This is a genomic window from Rheinheimera texasensis DSM 17496 (assembly GCF_000711985.1).
GTDB classification, from domain to species: Bacteria; Pseudomonadota; Gammaproteobacteria; order Enterobacterales; family Alteromonadaceae; genus Pararheinheimera; species Pararheinheimera texasensis.
This window is the reverse complement of the sequence record NZ_KL544005.1, coordinates 536,888-554,390: the sequence shown is the minus strand read 5'-3', so window position 1 is coordinate 554,390 and position 17,503 is coordinate 536,888. Positions and strand designations below refer to the sequence as shown.

Annotated in this window: 13 protein-coding genes; 4 read left to right on the top strand and 9 right to left on the bottom strand. The window is 50.1% G+C overall.

What is annotated here, in order from left to right:
- Window positions 1–54: 54 nt before the first annotated feature.
- The gene (locus Q399_RS0112995; protein WP_031569102.1) at window positions 55–1,761 is read right to left on the bottom strand and encodes a bifunctional protein-serine/threonine kinase/phosphatase; all 1,707 of its coding nucleotides are present in this window, start codon (window positions 1,759–1,761) and stop codon (window positions 55–57) included.
- A gap of 2 nt (window positions 1,762–1,763) precedes the next feature.
- Complete coding sequence (locus Q399_RS0112990; protein ID WP_245612888.1) at window positions 1,764–2,684, bottom strand: formate/nitrite transporter family protein; 921 nt, start codon at window positions 2,682–2,684, stop codon at window positions 1,764–1,766.
- A gap of 308 nt (window positions 2,685–2,992) precedes the next feature.
- On the opposite strand from Q399_RS0112990, the gene Q399_RS0112985 reads away from it, so the two are divergent.
- On the top strand, window positions 2,993–4,240 hold the full coding sequence (locus tag Q399_RS0112985) for a nitrate- and nitrite sensing domain-containing protein (RefSeq protein ID WP_031569097.1): 1,248 nt from the start codon (window positions 2,993–2,995) through the stop codon (window positions 4,238–4,240).
- Window positions 4,241–4,295: 55 nt separating this feature from the next.
- Here Q399_RS0112985 and Q399_RS0112980 read toward each other — a convergent pair whose 3' ends face one another.
- The 7 genes from Q399_RS0112980 to Q399_RS0112950 form a co-directional block, all read right to left on the bottom strand.
- The gene (locus tag Q399_RS0112980) at window positions 4,296–5,480 is read right to left on the bottom strand and encodes an alginate export family protein (protein WP_051685964.1); all 1,185 of its coding nucleotides are present in this window, start codon (window positions 5,478–5,480) and stop codon (window positions 4,296–4,298) included.
- Between the two features lie 133 nt (window positions 5,481–5,613).
- Complete coding sequence (locus tag Q399_RS0112975) at window positions 5,614–6,792, bottom strand: HPP family protein (protein ID WP_051685963.1); 1,179 nt, start codon at window positions 6,790–6,792, stop codon at window positions 5,614–5,616.
- 135 nt (window positions 6,793–6,927) lie between these two features.
- The gene (locus tag Q399_RS0112970) at window positions 6,928–7,722 is read right to left on the bottom strand and encodes a peptidylprolyl isomerase (protein WP_031569093.1); all 795 of its coding nucleotides are present in this window, start codon (window positions 7,720–7,722) and stop codon (window positions 6,928–6,930) included.
- Window positions 7,723–7,792: 70 nt separating this feature from the next.
- Entirely contained in the window at window positions 7,793–8,482 is a 690-nt protein-coding gene (gene narI / locus Q399_RS0112965) for a respiratory nitrate reductase subunit gamma (protein ID WP_031569091.1), read from the bottom strand.
- A complete protein-coding gene (gene narJ / locus Q399_RS0112960) occupies window positions 8,479–9,231 on the bottom strand; it encodes a nitrate reductase molybdenum cofactor assembly chaperone (RefSeq protein ID WP_037046118.1) in 753 nt (250 codons plus the stop codon). Before narJ ends, narI begins: the two co-directional genes overlap by 4 nt.
- A gap of 4 nt (window positions 9,232–9,235) precedes the next feature.
- Window positions 9,236–10,771, bottom strand: a complete 1,536-nt coding sequence (gene narH / locus Q399_RS0112955) for a nitrate reductase subunit beta (protein WP_031569088.1) — start codon at window positions 10,769–10,771, stop codon at window positions 9,236–9,238.
- Window positions 10,772–10,788: 17 nt separating this feature from the next.
- Window positions 10,789–14,529: a nitrate reductase subunit alpha gene (locus Q399_RS0112950; RefSeq protein WP_031569086.1), complete on the bottom strand. Its 3,741-nt coding sequence runs from the start codon at window positions 14,527–14,529 to the stop codon at window positions 10,789–10,791.
- Window positions 14,530–14,857: 328 nt separating this feature from the next.
- Between Q399_RS0112950 and Q399_RS0112945 the strand changes: the two genes are divergently transcribed.
- The 3 genes from Q399_RS0112945 to Q399_RS0112935 all read left to right on the top strand — a co-directional run bounded on the left by Q399_RS0112945 (window position 14,858) and on the right by Q399_RS0112935 (window position 17,329).
- A complete protein-coding gene (locus Q399_RS0112945; RefSeq protein ID WP_031569084.1) occupies window positions 14,858–16,660 on the top strand; it encodes a histidine kinase in 1,803 nt (600 codons plus the stop codon).
- A gap of 88 nt (window positions 16,661–16,748) precedes the next feature.
- The gene (locus Q399_RS22130) at window positions 16,749–17,045 is read left to right on the top strand and encodes a hypothetical protein (protein WP_157836293.1); all 297 of its coding nucleotides are present in this window, start codon (window positions 16,749–16,751) and stop codon (window positions 17,043–17,045) included.
- Window positions 17,046–17,047: 2 nt separating this feature from the next.
- Window positions 17,048–17,329 carry a hypothetical protein gene (locus Q399_RS0112935; protein WP_106388984.1) on the top strand — a complete coding sequence of 94 codons (282 nt, stop codon included), beginning with the start codon at window positions 17,048–17,050 and terminating at the stop codon, window positions 17,327–17,329.
- The last annotated feature ends 174 nt before the right edge of the window (window positions 17,330–17,503 follow it).

The window sequence follows — 17,503 nt, the reverse complement described above, 5'->3', positions numbered from 1 at the left end:
TCAAAAGTAAGCGGATGGGACGCTACGTAACAAGCATGCGTCCCAGTCGCTAAATTAGTTCACAACTAACAATAGCCAGAGAATGAGCAATGTCTGCAGATAACAGATCGTTTGCCAAATTCGTACCGGGTAGGCGACTTGTAGCGTCAACTCACGCCAAAGCCCCGGATTCGGGTGACGTAAGTCATATAAAAATTCTGAAAGGTGCTGATAGCGTTTTAACGGATCAACTTGCAATGCTTTTTGCAAAGTCAGATCCAGCCATTCTGGCCAATCGGCATTTTGACCAATGAGCGGCCTGTAACTGAGCTTTTGCTGAGCTGGCAGATTTTTACAACGTGCAATATCCGGCCCATAGGGCGATTGTCCTGTAAGTAGGTAATAGCAAAGGGCTGCCAATGAATACAGATCAGATTGAGTACTGCCGGCCTGACCGGTGAAATATTCAGGAGCGGTAAAAAGCGCGGTGCCTGGAATTAAACCTGCGACTTCATGATCCGCCTGTAAACCTGCAAGTCGTGCAGCACCAAAATCGATCACTCTTACCTGACCTTGTTGATCCAACATCACGTTATCAGGCCGTATGTCCTGGTGCAGGATCTCCGCGCGGTGTAGCGCCTGCAACGCTTTGCCTGCTTGTTCAACGATATCAATGACCTGATTAAGATCTGGTTGAGGTTGTCGCAAGCGCCATTGATGTAACGTTTCACCGGGAATGTATTCAAACAAGCTGTAAAGGGCGGTCCGATGATGTTCAATGCTTGCCGCACGAAGCACATAAGGGCTATGTACCCGATTCGCGATCCATTCTTCACGCAGCAGACTCTCGAGATAGGAATCGTCTGCAGCCAATTCGAGCGACGGCGCTTTTAACACCGCTTGTTGACCGGCAGGTAATTCAACCAAATATAAATGACTGCGGTTACTCTGGCTTAGTACCCGTATAACGGTGAGTCCATCAAACTGACTACCCTCATGCAGGAGCGGTGGTAGTGGCAGCTCTTCTAGTGAGCCACCTGGCAAGGTAGTCTCAGTGGGTAGCTGCGTGACAAAAGCAAGTTGCACTGAAATATTATCATCGCTGCCATTGGTGAGTGCGATTTCTGCAAGTCGTTGAGCCACTTCAGTGAGATCCACATCCTGATTCGCTTGTGCCAGCACTTCAGCTAACTTTTTTTGTTCGATAAACTCAAAAAAGCCATCGGATGCAAGTAGAAATAGGTCGTCAACTGCGACATCGAGTTGTTGATAGTCTGGCAAAATCGATGATTGGGCGCCAAGGGCCTGGCTCAGTAATAGTTGATTCGCTTGCCAGACACGTTGATCACGGGTTAGCTGCGACAATCGTGACTGTCGATACAAATAGATCCGGCAATCACCGACATGAAACAGATGTGCCTGTTTTTGCCGGAAAATCACCGCCGAGAAGGCGCAGCAATAGCCTTTATCAGGATCTTGTCCATAGCTGCTTTGTCTGTTTTGCTGGTAGAGCCAACGATGGCAGGCTTGCAACACCTGTTGACCTGCATGTTGCACTGACCAGGCAGGATTGGTCGCAAAATAATCCAGGATAAAACTGCGCACTGCAGTTTCACTGGCGATCTGGCTGACCTGACTGCTACCAATCCCATCTGCGATGGCCAATACAGCACCTTTTTCCTGCAAAAGTGCTCTGGCAGGCATGCTGTAGTCAATAAAGTCCTGATTGATCGATTTACGGCCAGCGGTACTGTACTGGCCGATATTTAAATGCAAACCCACTATCAGGCGGCCTTTTTATTCGTACTGTAACTGCTTGTGTTCAACAAATCCCGCTTCGGTGCCGTTTTGTAGTGAGTGCTATACAAAGTGAGACCGGTAAATGCCAAACCACCAACCAGATTGCCCAGTGCTGTCGGGATCTCGTTCCACAGCAGATAGTCCATCACGGAAAAATCGCCGCCCATCATCAAGGCAAAAGGAAACAGAAACATATTGACGACCGAATGTTCGAATACCATATAAAAGAACAGCATGATCGGCATCCACATCGCGATCACTTTGCCACTGACATTGGTGGATATCATGGCGCCAACGACGCCCATCGATACCATCCAGTTACACAGCATGCCGCGTAAAAAGATTGTCAGCCATCCGCTAACGCCATGTGCAGCATAACCCACGGTTCTGGCTTCACCAACGCCAGCCAGCTTTTCACCGACCGGGCCGGCCGGGGCGTCAAACCCCATCGTGAATACAAAGGCCATCATGAACGCAACTGTCAAAGCACCAGCGAAATTGCCACAAAATACCAATCCCCAATTCCTTAAAATGCCGCTAATGGTAACCCCAGGGCGCTTATCTAACCATGCTAAAGGTGTTAACACAAAAACACCGGTTAACAAGTCAAAACCCATTAAATACAACATGATAAAGCCAACCGGAAATAACATAGCTCCAGCCAACGGTGAACCGGTTTGTACAGAGACTGTCACTGCAAATACGGCCGCCAGTGCCAGAATCGCCCCTGCCATGAAGGCACGAATCAGAGTATCCCGGGTCGACATAAAAATCTTTGATTCGCCAGCGTCGACCATTTTGGTGACAAATTCAGCGGGAATAAGGTAAGCCATAGTTTTTCCTTCTTGTGCTGTGTGCAAAAAAAAGCGTCCGCCCTCAGGTGAGGAGCGGACGCCTTTGTCCAATATTCTGTTGTGATTGCTGCGGTTATTCCGCTTTCCAGTTAATGCATTTCAGATGCCAGATTTGCTAACTAGTTAAGTCTTTCATATCTATGGGAAAATATTTTTAGTGTGTTCAACATCTTCTTGATGGTGCGCCATATCAGTGCAGGGGTTGCACAGCCATAGCGCATTTTTGTATTTCGCAGTGTTAGCGTACTGAATGGCTATTGGCAATATACATTATATAAATCAGTGACATAGTTTTGTATTTGCTATGTTGGAACATCATTTGCGATAGCAAAGTTCCTTGAAATAGATGCTGAGTTCCAATGGATCCATTAGTGCTTCGTTTATTATTGGCAGCAAAGCAGCAAGATTTGGCTGCATTGCGGCAGCTCCATGCACTGATTGAGTTAGTGGCTCAAATCGGCGATGTCGTTCACCACCTGCAACGCGAGCGTGGACTCAGCAATTTGGTGATGTATACACCGCAGACCTCATTCCAAATCCAGCTGAATGATCAGGCCAAATTAGTTGAGCAGGCCTTGGAAAATACAGCCCGGGTGATACAAAACATCATGTCGTCGGGCTACATCAGTGCGGCAAGATTGCAAACTTCGATAGCATTGGCGTTGCAAAGTAGTTTTGGCTTACCGGAGATCAGAAAATCTGTACAGCACTACCAGTTGCAGCAGGAAGTCAGTCAGGCACCCTGTGAAAAATATTCAGTATTGATCCGTCTTTGGCTTGATGTGGTGATTGACGCGGCAGGACTGTCGGTTTCTGCGCAGGTCAGCAGGTCGGTACTTAGCCTGATCTATCTATTACAAGCCAAAGAGTATGCGGGACAGGAACGTGCCTGGGGAGTCATTGCATTTTCTGGTAAAGCGGCTGGAGGTGAGCTGGTAGAGCGATTACAAGTACTGGGGCAGTCTCAAAATGATGCTTTACGGGCACTTTGGCCGGTAATCGATGCCGAGAGTAGTCGGCAGTTTCAGCCCTACTTTGAGCAAGATACTGACCAACAGTATGCTGAACTGAAACAGCTGATGCTTGGTCTTTGTGTTCACTCACAGGCGTCGCCAGCATTAGCAGAGCTGTGGTACCAAAGCGCCACTCAACGGATTGATGTGTTGCACAGTATGTTAGAGCCCGTCAAAGCGAACCTGGAATTGCAATTGACCAACTCGAGACAAATCTACGATAAAGAACAGCGTTTGCTACAACTTCATCGGACAGAACAGGTAGGAATAACGAAAGATAATGGACCGCCCCTTATTCCAAGTACTGTGAAATATCCGGAACAAGCATCGTTGCTACACTTGTTGCGGGAGCAGTCACACTACATTTCAAATATTGAGGCAGAGTTATGTAATGCAAGAATTGCGGTACAAGAACTCAAAATTATTCAAAGAGCAAAGCTACTGTTAATCGACCAGCATCAGCTGACTGAGCAACAAGCCCATCACCAATTACAAAAACTGGCAATGGATAGGCAGGAATCACTAGCGAAAGTGGCTGAGCAGGTCGTAGAAAAGTTTGCCATTCGCAATAAAAAGAGCGCCAAATCAATATGAAGTGGCGCTGCAAAAAACCGACGTGGAGTTGTCGGACCGAGAGACTAAATCGCTTTTATGGCTGGTAAGTCACCATCCACCAGAATTTACGAGTATCTGCCTGAAATTTATCTGCCTGATAAAAGGCGACTTTACCCAACAATTGCCATTGAGGGTTTACTTCATAGGCAAGCGTCGCACCTATTTCATTGCCGTAATGGATATCAGCATAATCACTGTTGAAACGGTGCCAGGAGACCGTCGCTTTTGTTTTCAGTAATGGGAAAGCCAACTGTACCGCATGCTCCCGTAAGCCATTGACCGGAGTGGTTAAAAACATGTCAGCAAAGCCATTAAACGCATGTAAAGTGGCAAATGGCGTCTGGAATGCCACTTTGCCATCAGAGCCTAACCTTTCGGCAATCCCTTTGACTGTAACTTTACCCAGTGGATAACTCAGTTCCATCCGTTGATAGCTGACATTGTAATTGGTGGGAGCCAGGTGAGCATCCTGTTGATTGGCAAGGGCCAGCTGCCATTTAAAACCTTGCGCTGCACCTTTGTAATCAAGGCCACTTGTGCTGCTAGAACGGGCGATGAGACTGTCAAAATCGAGGTCATAGAAATAGCCTTGCAGCACATGTTCTGGTTTGACCATCCATTGTGCCTGTGCCAGATTAAACCGCCCGTGTAAGTCAGCATTCGTCCCATCCGGACCAAACACCCGATTTGCATTATGTAAACTGGCAAGATCGAGTTGCACCGCACTGCCGAAACTCTGTGTCAGTCGGATCCCATCAAAAGTCTGTTCGTTCTGCCGCCAACCAACACTGCCAATAAAGCGTTGGTCGCCGAAGTTCAGGCGCTGCCTGCCAAGCGTAATTTGACTGGAGTCACCTGCTTTAAACAACAGAGCAGCCTGATTCAAATCCAGGCCGTCCGGATCTGCGATTGTGGCGTATTTGCTCAAACCATTCACTGTATTGTTATAAGTCTCGCCACCGATTACGGCCACATGGTCAGCTTCAATCAACGCGCTAATACTTTGATTGGAAGCCAATGTCCATTTACCAGTATTGACTGTGAGTCGGCTGCGCAATGTCGACGCTAAAGCATCCTCGAGCGGACCATCAGGTTGCACTTGTTCGAGGCGATAACGGAAATTCCATTTTAAGCTAGAGTCTTGCCATATTTGATTGATGCCATCTGCAAAAGCTGCTTCAGACAGGGCCAGGCTGGCCAGCAATAACGCGCGTTTCATCGTAGTTTTCCTCTTGCGGTTCGCTGCGCGTATTGTAGGTGGAATAAAAGGCGTTTTTCAGGAAAATACCAATATAAACAGTCGGATAACCACAAAGAGGTAATTTGGGTGGTTAGTAGTTGTAGCTACTGAATTACTTGGAATGTGTCATAGCCGTCATCAAGTCAGATTGAGTGACAACACCGCAAAGTTCAAAGTTTTCGGTCACAATAGGGACTTGATGTAATCCATTGTTAGCAAGTAATGGCACGAGCGTTGATATCGCGTCGTTTGGTGTTGCGACTATCAAGCGAGTGCTCATTTTGTCTGCCACCTTGTGGTGGGCAAAATGCGCGCTACCTAACCATTTCAGCCGCAAATGAAGCCGCAGGCTGTGAAGGTGTTGGCTGATTCCAGTGTGTTCTGCAATCGCAAGGTCATTTAAAAAATCTGAGACCGAGATCACACCGACCAAACGATAATTGGCATCGACGACCGGCAACATGTTGATTTTATGTTTACGGAGCAAATTCCATGCTTGTTGCAACGACGTTTCCGGCTCGACAGTCACTAAGTCCTTTGCCATGATGTCGCTACAATGAAGCGTCCTAATTTGTCGGTTCATTGCTTTTTGTTGAGCAAGGCTGAATAAACGCACCAGGTCAGACTCACTAATATCCAGCCCCGGTGAGCATTCTTGCATGGCTGCTCGTATGTCCTGTTTCTGCAACTGGCTCTTTGCTAGTGGAGGTAAGTCTCGGGTTCCTAGTGTTCCTGGATCCGGAGTGATTTTGTTGATTCTTAACAAATAGCGTTGTAAGAACAAACTGACCGTTAGCATCACGATTAAATTCAGGCCGACCGGGTATAGTAGAAAATCAAACCCTAGCGCAGGTCCAGTAGTTGTTGCTATCACGGGAATTAGAGCTGTAACCCCCGCAGGCGGATGCATCACCTCAAATAGATACATCATCAATATCACCAAGGAAATGGTCAGGGCAGCCATAAGCGCGAAATGATTCACCAAATGGCTGACCATTAGTCCGATAGCGGCAGCAAGTAAATGGCCCCAAAAGAAAACTGCCGGTTTTGCTAAAGGGCTGCCTGGCAAGCCAAATAATAAAACGGCAGAAGCCCCCATAGACGCCAGCAACAGAGCATGCTCACTGCCACGCAGTGAAAACTCGCTGATTTGGGCAACGAGCCACAGCGCAACAAACGCAGCGGTGACCGCTTTAAAACGTTGAGTCAATGGAATGGCTGAAAGGCGCTGACCATTACAGTTATTTAATGCGAATACATGTTTGAACCAGCGAATGTATCCCTTGAACATGGGTATCAGACCTTATAATTCGACAGCCAAAATTCATCCGCTGTGTTTAGTGCATAAAAACGGCAGCATCGAACTAATGCTGGAAACAGACAGCGCTGACCGTTGTAATAACGGCCAGCGGCTATCCCACGTCAATTATTGCATCAACGGTGATGAATTCACATTAAAATCAAAGCCATCAATCTGTGAGGTTGAGATTAGCTGCGTGATGTACTGACTGATCGCTTTACGCCGGACTTTTTCGTTCAGGTAGTCGGCAATGCGTTGTGAAACCGCTTGATAGGGCAACTGCTGGCCTTCGACTCTGTGCAGCACTTCAACCACATGCAGGCCATAGCGGCTTTCCAGCGGATAAGGCAATAAGCCCGGCTGTAAGCGAAATAACGGCCGCTCCAGTTCCGGCACGGTCTGGCCTTTGGAGATCTGGCCTAGTAAACCGCCACTGTCTTTGGTCGAACAGGCAGAATACTGACTGGCTAAGCCGGCAAAGGCGCTGCCCGCCTGAATTTGTCCAATCAGGGCTTCGGCCTGTTGTTGTGCTTTGCTGCGGCCCGTTTGGTCGTCTGGCGCACAAGCCAGCAAAATGTGTCGCACTTCCAATAATGGCGAGCTGACGAATTTTTGCGGATTTTGCTGATAATAAAGCTCACAATCCGCTGTTTTGGCACTGGGGACTTTCACCTCCAAATCGATCACTTGTTGCACCAAGCTGTCTTGCGCAGCCTGGCGCTGATCGGTGTTTTCCGTCTGTTGTAACGCGGCAAGTTCTTTGGTTAAGCCCAGTTCGTCGGCGCGCTGGCAGATTAACTTTTCAATAATCAGACTTTGCGCGGCAGCGACCATGGCGGCGCGTTTGTCGGCGGCCGGGTGATATTGCATTTCAGCAAAGATCTCCGCTTCGGAAATTTGCTGCTGATTGACTTCGATCATGTTGAACTCCCGACAGGCCAGCTGTGCGCTGGCCTGTGTTCTGGTTACGGCATCACTTCTCCGAGGCGGGTTAGCGCACAAAGCGCTGACGCACAATCTGATGCGGCCGGCGGATATATTGCAGCGGCACGCTGAGCATATGCACCAGCCGGCTGAACGGAAACACTACAAACAGCGTCATGCCAAGCACAATGTGCGCTTTAAAAATCCAGTGCACGCCCTGCATCGCCGCGACTGCTTCTGCGCTGTCAAAGGTCACGGTGTTTTGTGCCCAGGCCATTAACTTCAGCATTTCACTGCCGTCCATATGACCGGCGGAGACAAAAATTGAGGTTAAGCCCAACAGCAGCTGCGCCAGTAATAACCACAGCAGCGCGATGTCCATCGGATTGCTGCTGGCGCGTACGCGTGGATTGGTCAGCCGGCGTTTCAGCAGAATGACTAAACCGTACAGGCAGATCAGGCCAAAAAAGCCGCCGACGCCCATTGCGATCATTTGTTTAAATGACGCGCTGATGCCGAGCACGTGCCAGACTTCGGCCGGCGTCAGCAGACCGACGGCATGACCGCCCAGAATGGCCAGAATGCCGATATGAAACGGGATACTGCCACGGCGTAACTCTTTCTTTTCCAGCAACTGGCTAGAGCTGGTTTTCCAGCTGTATTGCTCGCGGTCGTAACGGATCCAGCTGCCAATCAACATCACCGCAAAGGCGATATAGGGGTAGATGCCAAAGGCGAGATGATCAAAGTAATTCATGATAAAACTCCTGAAGCTGCAGCGGCAGCGGGTGTCGCCTCGTTAAAAAACTGCACCGGCACCATCTGGTCGCGGCGTTGACCTTCAGTTGGGCGGTATTGACTGCTGGGGCAGCTGGTTTCACCGGCGCCGTTATTGCCAGCCGACATAAAGCTGACCATTTCCTCTTCCCAGACTTTATCCAGCGCTTTGGGTGTGTCATCGCGCTGCTCGCTGCTGATTTGTTTGGCCAAATCAGCGAGGTCAATGTCAGCTTCGGACAGCTCCAGCAGGCTGTGCAGCAGGATTTGATAATCCGAATCGCGCTGTGCGAGACGAGCAGCCAGCAGGCCTAAAATCGGCGCCACTTCCTGCAGACCAAAACGCGCGTTGTCATCGCCCTGGGTCGATAAAAACTCTAAGTACAGCGGCAGATAATCCGGCAGTTCTTTTTGGGAGATATCCAGCCCGGCTTCGCGATACTGCGCCTGCAGGTCGACCATCGCCTGACCGCGGTCCCGCGATTCGCCGTGTAAATGTTCAAACAGCAGCAGGCTTAAGCTACGGCCGCGTTCAAACTGACTGTCGTATTCGGCCTGCCAGTCCATTAAATCTTTGCCAAGCCGCTGGCTGATAAAGGCCAGCAGCGCCGTTTTGGCGGCGTCGGACAACGCCGCCGCCTGCACAATTTGTTCAAGCTCGGCCTGACTGTCGTGTAGCAGTTCGGTCGGGTAGTCGAGCAATAACGAAATCACCTGAAGTATTTGCATGTTGTTAATCCTTCAATTCCACCGGAATGACCTGACGCACGCCTTTGGCTTTGCTGCCAAACAGGTTGACGCCGTTATTGCCATCGCCACAGCCGTTACCAAAACTAAAGCCACAGGAGCTCTTCAGGTCATAGGCATTTTCGGCATAAGCGCGATGGCTGGTCGGAATGACAAACCGGTCCTCGTAGTTGGCAAGCGCCATATACCGGTACATTTCTTCCACCTGATGTGCGGTGAGGCCGACCTGCTGTAGCACCGCTAAGTCTTCGACGCCATCGACCTGCTGCGAGCGTTTAAAGGCGCGCATCGCAATCATCCGCTCCAAAGCCCGCACCACAGGTTTTTCGTCGCCGGCGGTTAATAAATTCGCTAAGTATTTCAATGGAATACGCAGCGATTTTAAATCAGGGATCTCGCCATTCATGCCGACATGACCGGCCTGTACGGCGCTTTGAATTGGCGACAGGGGCGGCACATACCAGACCATCGGCAGAGTGCGGTATTCCGGGTGCAGTGGCAGGGCGATTTTCCAGTCCATTGCCATCATGTACACCGGGCTTTGCTGCGCCGCTTTAATCCAGTTATCACTGATGCCTTCGGCGCGGGCGGCGGCGATGACTTTCGGATCGTTTGGATTTAAGAAAATATCCAGCTGCGCCTGATACAGGTCCTGCTCGTTGGCAACGCTGGCCGCGGCGGCAATTTTGTCGGCGTCATACAACAACACACCTAAATAGCGGATGCGGCCGACGCAGGTTTCTGAGCACACAGTCGGCTGACCGGCTTCAATGCGCGGGAAGCAGAAAGTGCATTTTTCAGATTTACCGGTTTTCCAGTTGTAATAGATTTTTTTGTACGGACAGGCCGACACACACATGCGCCAGCCGCGGCATTTGTCCTGATCGATCAGCACAATGCCGTCTTCTTCGCGTTTGTACACAGCGCCGCTGGGGCAGGCCGCGACACAAGCCGGATTCAGGCAGTGCTCACACAGCCGTGGCAGGTACATCATGAAAGTTTTTTCAAACTGGCCATAAATGTCTTTTTGCACCACGTCGTTGAAGTTCTGGTCTTTTTTGCGTTTTTCGAACTCAGTGCCGAGAATTTCTTCCCAGTTTGGTCCCCATTCGATTTTCTCCATGCGCTGGCCGCTAATCAGTGACCGCGGCCGCGCGACCGGCTGGTGCTGGCTGTCTTTGGCGGTGTGCAGATGCTGATAATCAAAATCAAAGGGTTCGTAATAGTCGTCAATTTCCGGTAAGTCCGGGTTGGCGAAAATATTCGCCAGCACCCGGCGTTTGCCGCCAATTTTGAGTTCCAGCTCGCCGCTGGCATTTTTGGTCCAGCCGCCGTGCCATTTTTGCTGGTTTTCCCATTCTTTCGGAAAACCGATGCCGGGCTTGGTTTCAACGTTGTTAAACCAGGCATATTCGACGCCTTCCCGTGAGGTCCAGACGTTTTTACACGTGATAGAGCAGGTGTGGCAACCGATACATTTGTCGAGGTTTAACACCATGCCAATTTGGGCTCTGACTTTCATAAATTGCTACTCCAAGCTTATTTGGTGTCTAACCAGTCGACGTTGCTCATCTTGCGCACGATGACGAATTCGTCGCGGTTACAGCCGACGGTGCCGTAATAGTTAAAGCCGTAGGCTTGCTGGGCATAACCGCCGATCATGTGTGTTGGTTTCATCACAGCACGGGTCACCGAATTGTGAATACCGCCACGGGTGCCGGTGGTTTCAGCGCCTGGCACGTTCACGATGCGTTCCTGAGCGTGGTACATCATGCTCATGCCTTCCGGCACGCGCTGCGACACCACGGCGCGGGCAGCAATAGCGCCGTTGACGTTAAAAATTTCAATCCAGTCGTTGTCTTCGATGCCAGCCGCTTTGGCGTCCAGCTCGCTGAGCCAGACAATAGGGCCGCCTCGCGACAAGGTCAGCATCAGCAAGTTGTCGGAATAGGTACTGTGGATGCCCCATTTTTGGTGTGGCGTGATCCAGTTCAGTACGATTTCTTTGTTGCCATTCGGTTTTTTATGCAGCACCGGCGCCACGGTTTTTAAGTTGATCGGTGGCTTGTAGGCACATTGCTGCTCACCAAAATCGCGCATCCATTCGTGATCCTGATAAAACTGCTGGCGGCCGGTGATGGTGCGCCACGGAATAAGCTCGTGTACGTTGGTATAGCCGGCGTTGTAGGACACATGCTCGTCTTCCAGACCTGACCAGGTTGGCGAGGAGATGATCTTACGCGGCTGCGCCACGATATCGCGCCAGCGAATTTTTTCGTCTTCTTTGTTGAGCGCCAGATGACGGTGATCGCGGCCGGTAATTTTCGATAAAGCCGCCCAGGCTTTGACGGCAACCTGACCATTGGTTTCCGGCGCCAGGCTTAAAATCACTTCGCAGGCGTCAATGGCACTGTCAATCCGCGCCAGGCCTTTGTTGACGCCTTCGGCGGTGTGCGTGCGGTTTAGCTCTTTGAGGAAATGAACCTCATTTTTGGTATCCCAGCTGATGCCTTTACCGCCGTTGCCGGCTTTTTCCAGCAATGGCCCAAGTGAGGTAAAGCGCTGATAAGTATTGGGATAATCACGCTCGACCACGTTCAGGTGCGGCATGGTCAGGCCAGGGATGGCTTCACATTCCCCTTTCCACCAGGCTTTGACGCCATAAGGCTGGGCCAGTTCGGCCGGGGTGTCGTGGTGCATCGGCGTGGTGACCAAATCGGTTTCAACACCTAAATGGCCCGGACAGAGGCGGGAGAATTCTTTGGCGATGCCTTTAAAAATTTCCCAGTCGCTGCGGGCTTCCCATACCGGGTCGATGGCGGCGGACAACGGATGAATAAACGGATGCATGTCCGAGGTATTCATGTCGTCTTTTTCATACCAGGTGGCGGTTGGCAATACGATGTCGGAATACAGACAAGTGGTTGACATACGGAAATCTAACGTCACCCACAAATCGACTTTGCCTTCAGCGGCGTTGTCGGACCACTGCACGTCTTCTGGTTTTTTGCCGCCAAATCCGCCTAAGTCTTTCCCGAGCAAACCATGTTTGGTGCCGAGTAAATGCCGCAGCATATATTCATGGCCTTTACCGCTCGAGCCCAGCAGGTTGGAGCGCCAGATAAACATATTACGCGGGAAGTTTTGTGGATTTTCCGGCTCCTGACAGGCAAATTTCAGGCTGCCGTTTTTCAGCTCGTTCACCACATAGTCTTTGACATCGAGGCCAGCCGCTTTGGCTTTGCTGACTAAATGCAGCGGGTTGGTGCCAAGCTGCGGCGCAGAAGGTAACCAGCCCATGCGTTCGGCACGGCTGTTAAAGTCTATAATAGAACCGGTCCATTTTTCTTTATTGGCAAGTGGCGACACCACTTCAGCCATATCGAGTTTTTCATACCGCCATTGGCTGGCATGGTTATAGAAAAACGAGGTGCCGTTCATATGACGTGGTGGTTTTTGCCAGTCCAGCGCAAAGGCCAGCGGGGCCCAGCCGGTTTGTGGCCGCAGTTTTTCCTGACCGACATAATGCGCCCAGCCGCCGCCGCTTTGACCGATACAGCCGCACATCATCAGCATATTGATGAGGCCACGGTAGTTCATGTCCATGTGATACCAGTGGTTCAGTGCAGCCCCGACGATGACCATAGAGCGGCCACGGGTTTTGTCGGCGTTGCGGGCAAACTCACGGGCAACCCGGATCAGCGCTTCTGGTTCGACACCGGTAATGGCTTGTTGCCAGGCCGGGGTATAAGGCACGTTGTCGGCATATGACTGCGCGCGATTCGGGTCGGTGAGGCCAAAAGCCGTGCCGTTATCGACACCATAATGCGCCAGCGTCAGGTCATAGACAGTGGCGACTAAAGCTTCAGTGCCATCTTTGAGCTGAACTTTACGCACCGGAATACGGCGGATTTGTACTTCGTCGTGTTCAGTGTGCTGGAAGTATTTGTACTCGTGCGGCGCACCGCCAAAATACGGGAAGGCGACTTCAGCGATGCTGTCATGCGCGTCAATTAACGACAGTTTCAGCTCGATATCGCCGTCTTTGTCTTTTTGTTCCAGGTTCCATTTACCCACCTGATTGGTGTTCTGGCCCCAGCGATAACCGATAGCACCGTTTGGACTGGTCAGGCTGCCATCTTGTTTCACGCCGATAGTTTTCCAGTCCGGGTTATTGGCTTCACCGAGGTTGTCGACCAGATCAGCGGCGCGCAGGAAGCGGCCTTGCGTCAGCTTGCCGTCATGTTCTTCCAGCAGGACTAACATCGGCATATCGGTGTAACGCCGCACGTAGTCGGTGAAATAGCTGCTGGGGCTGTCGACATGGAATTCTTTTAAAATGACATGGCCAAAGGCCATCGCCAGTGCCGCGTCTGTACCTTGTTTTGGCGCCAGCCAGGTGTCACCGAATTTGGAGGCTTCGGAATAATCCGAGGTGATGACACAGGTTTTGGTACCTTTGTAGCGTACTTCAGATAAAAAATGCGCGTCTGGTGTGCGCGTTTGCGGCACGTTTGAGCCCCAGACAATAATGTAATTCGAGTTGTACCAGTCAGCTGATTCCGGCACGTCGGTTTGCTCGCCCCAGACTTGCGGCGAAGACGGCGGTAAATCACAGTACCAGTCATAGAAACTTAAGCAGTTGCCACCAATCAGCGACAAGTAACGTGCGCCGGCGGCGTAAGACACCATCGACATCGCCGGAATGGGCGAGAAGCCCGTGACGCGGTCCGGGCCATGTTGCTTGGTGGTGTAGATATTGGCCGCAGCGATGAGTTCATTGACTTCATCCCAGCTGGCGCGGATAAAACCACCTAAACCACGGCGTTCTTTGTAGCTTTTGGCTTTGACCGGATCAGAGACAATCGACTGCCAGGCTAACACCGGGTCCTGATGCACCGCTTTGGCTTCGCGCCACAGTTTCATCAGATGCTGGCGCACTTTCGGGTATTTCAACCGGTTGGCGCTGTAGATATACCAGGAATAACTGGCGCCGCGCGGACAGCCGCGGGGTTCGTGATTGGGTAAATCCGGTCTGGTGCGCGGATAGTCGGTTTGCTGGGTTTCCCAGGTCACCAGGCCGTCTTTGACATAAATTTTCCAGCTACAGGAACCGGTACAGTTGACGCCGTGGGTGGAACGGACAATCTTGTCATGTTGCCAGCGCTGCCGGTAACCCTGTTCCCAGGTTCTGTCCTGATTGGTGGTGATGCCATGCCCTTCGGCGAAGGGGGTGCTGCGCGTTTTAAAAAAACGCAGTTTGTCGAGCAAGTGACTCATTATATTACTCCTGCTTGCCAATCTGGTGCGGTGTGGGGCACCAGACTGCGATGCTGAACTTGCCAGTAGTCTGGATTGCGCATGGCGAATCATGATTGATTTGGCGCAAGCAATCCACGGAGCGTAAAAAGGTACAAACGCTGAAAAGTACCACCTAGTAGGTAATGGCTTTAAATGCTTATCTGTATGAAAATAATGGAATTAATTGATTTTTCTTTGCTTGATTACACCCATCGCTAAGAGACTGAGCGCAAAAGGAGTAGCTCCTGAAATTAGCTAGCGAAACAGGTAAGATGGGGTATCAGCACAACAGGTGGGTCTGCTAGCTATGAAACCATTGTTGAAGCAACAGTCTTCAATTGTCAGTCGTATTGGCATTGCGCTAGGCATCATCGTCACTTTAGCTCTCGGCACTATGATTATTTCTTATTGGCTGTCAGAACGGGCGGACAGTGATGCATTAGCAATTAACGTTGCCGGGTCGCTCAGGATGCAGACATTTAAAGTCGTGATGTTAAGTGAACAATCATCGGGTGCAGATTTTCAGGCATCGCGGGAGAAGCTGCAGCAGAGCTGGCAGCATCCGGTGTTCAGTCATATGAAAACCAGTAATACCCAGCTGAACTTGCAATTCGTCAAAGCGCGGCAGAATTGGTTGTTGCTGGATCAGGAATTGTTGACGCTGTCAGCGGCTGAGCGGTTTGCGCGCGCACAGCGCCAAGTCAATGAGATTGAAGTATTAGTCAGCACCATTCAGCAGGACGCTGAACACAAGGTTCGTCTGTTGCGCATCGTGCAAATCTTCGCGCTTTTTACCACAGTATTTCTCGCAGCTGTGGTCCTGCATTGGTTACGCAATAGGGTTGAACAACCTCTTAGTGAATTAACCCGGGCAGCACATCGGATTGGTCAAGGTGACTTTACTTGCCGGGTCCAGCCACAGGAACAGGATGAACTGGGGGTTTTGGCGCAAACGCTGAATAAAATGTCAGATGCGATTGCGTCTATGTATGGCACCTTGCAAAAACGGGTGGATGCTCAAACTCAGGCGTTGCAAATTTCTAATACGAAACTGCAGTTTTTATACGATATGGTGCGGGACCTGACTGTTGAAACTGTCGATCGCAACAGACTCGATACCATAGTACAGCAATTGCAGCACGTTGTTTCGGTTGAGGATATTGAGCTGTGTCTACTTACAGAGCAGGGCAACCGGCCTTATTTACAAATCCTGCCTGATACCAACCATGAAGAATGTGGACGTTCTAGCTGTGGAGATTGTACATCAGCGAGTGACAGTGGTCAGATTGATAATACTGGCTGGGTATACCGTTTTCAGGTGCAGCGTGAAGCAAATCATCATGGTGTTTTAGTTGTTCGCACCCACAGTACTGAATCTCTGAGCGATTGGCAGCTACAGTTATTCCGCAGTGTTGCAGGTCATATAGCGATAGCACTGAGTTTAAAGCAAGAGCAGGAGCAGGGCCGTCGGTTGGTATTGATGCAAGAACGAACCGTTATTGCCCGTGAGCTGCATGACTCTCTTGCGCAGGCCTTATCATATCTGAAAATTCAGGTGACAAGGCTTAATAAAGCCATTGAAAAACAACGACCCGACCTATTGCAGGACATTACGGACGAACTGAAACAGGGCCTTGATAGTGCTTATCGGCAACTGCGTGAACTATTGACCACGTTCCGACTAAAAGTGGATGGTGGCGGTGTCGAAGCTGCGTTGCAGCAAGCGGTTGTTGTGCTGGCTGAACAGTCTGGAATGCGGTTTCGAGTCGACTATCAGTTAGCAAACATTCCGTTATCACCACAAGAAGAAATTCATTTACTGCAAATTGTGCGGGAGGCCAGTCAGAACGCGGCACACCATAGTAGGGGCACTGAGGTATTGGTCGGACTGAAACAGCACCCTGATAAGTGGATAGAGCTTTGTGTTGAGGATAACGGCATCGGGATTCCTGATAAAGCCGAAAAGCTCAATCATTACGGTCTCGCCATAATGCAGGAACGCAGCCGGCAGCTCCACGGCGAATTACGGATAGAACGTCGTAAAGCAGGCGGCACCGGCGTATATTTTAGATTCTACCCAGAGTATTTAGCGCAGAGAGTACCTGCATAATAAAATGGAACTACCTCCTTTGGTTAATTGGCATAAAGAGCTGCGGACTTCATGATTCAAATACTAATCATGAAGTCGTGACTGCAACGTGACTAAACACGATAAGCAAATTTCTGGAAGCTGTTTAGATAGGATTGAACAGCAGGTAACATCCCCAAATGACTCATACCCGCTGGATGAAAATAGACAGAGGCATCCGGTTGAATATTCAACTGAAAGAAAAATGCTAAACATTCAACAGCAATTGCTTGATTCTATTCTTAACCTAAATCAGCACCTGCTGTTTTTTCAGGAGCTGATGGAGCAGGAAATAGCAGAAGGGTATGCCGCCACAAAATCGCTGCCCAAGCCCCCTCATACTCCCGATATTGCGAATGAGCTTTGAGAATGAAGCCGGATCGAATGACTGCGATGCGCGAGATTATCGCGCAGGTTAAAGCTGAATTTCCGTTGTATGAGCCGAGCACCTTTATCTGTGGTGCAAATACAGATTGTGCCGGTTGCCCGAAAAAGCTACTCGAGATGGTTGATAGCGAGATCTGTTATTGGGAGAGTGCAATGAAGCGTGGTGTAAGTCCTAAATTTGATGAGATCCGCCGATTTGGCAAAATGTGTTTGGGTGTCCGGCGCGCGTTGTTACGTAATAATTTGCTTCGGGAACGAGTTTAATTGCTTGGATACCAGCTGACTTATAGTTTTATCTGCTTTAACAATCATACACCTCAAGTGACAAACAGCTCATTAACGCGGCATTTAATCGCTCTTTCTAGGTAGTTAAATCAAGGTCTAATCCGAAAGTGGTAGTTGTTTGCCTTTTTTCGAGTGTCTCCTATGTTGTTTCTA

Bases quoted from the DNA above. Each gene is read 5' to 3' on its own strand.
- narJ (WP_037046118.1), bottom strand. From the start codon at position 9,231: ATGCAAATACTTCAGGTGATTTCGTTATTGCTCGACTACCCGACCGAA.
- narI (WP_031569091.1), bottom strand. From the start codon at position 8,482: ATGAATTACTTTGATCATCTCGCCTTTGGCATCTACCCCTATATCGCC.
- Q399_RS0112950 (WP_031569086.1), bottom strand. From the start codon at position 14,529: ATGAGTCACTTGCTCGACAAACTGCGTTTTTTTAAAACGCGCAGCACC.
- Q399_RS0112985 (WP_031569097.1), top strand. From the start codon at position 2,993: ATGGATCCATTAGTGCTTCGTTTATTATTGGCAGCAAAGCAGCAAGAT.
- Q399_RS0112935 (WP_106388984.1), top strand. From the start codon at position 17,048: ATGAAGCCGGATCGAATGACTGCGATGCGCGAGATTATCGCGCAGGTT.
- Q399_RS0112970 (WP_031569093.1), bottom strand. From the start codon at position 7,722: ATGATCGAAGTCAATCAGCAGCAAATTTCCGAAGCGGAGATCTTTGCT.
- Q399_RS0112975 (WP_051685963.1), bottom strand. From the start codon at position 6,792: ATGTTCAAGGGATACATTCGCTGGTTCAAACATGTATTCGCATTAAAT.
- Q399_RS0112945 (WP_031569084.1), top strand. From the start codon at position 14,858: ATGAAACCATTGTTGAAGCAACAGTCTTCAATTGTCAGTCGTATTGGC.
- narH (WP_031569088.1), bottom strand. From the start codon at position 10,771: ATGAAAGTCAGAGCCCAAATTGGCATGGTGTTAAACCTCGACAAATGT.
- Q399_RS0112980 (WP_051685964.1), bottom strand. From the start codon at position 5,480: ATGAAACGCGCGTTATTGCTGGCCAGCCTGGCCCTGTCTGAAGCAGCT.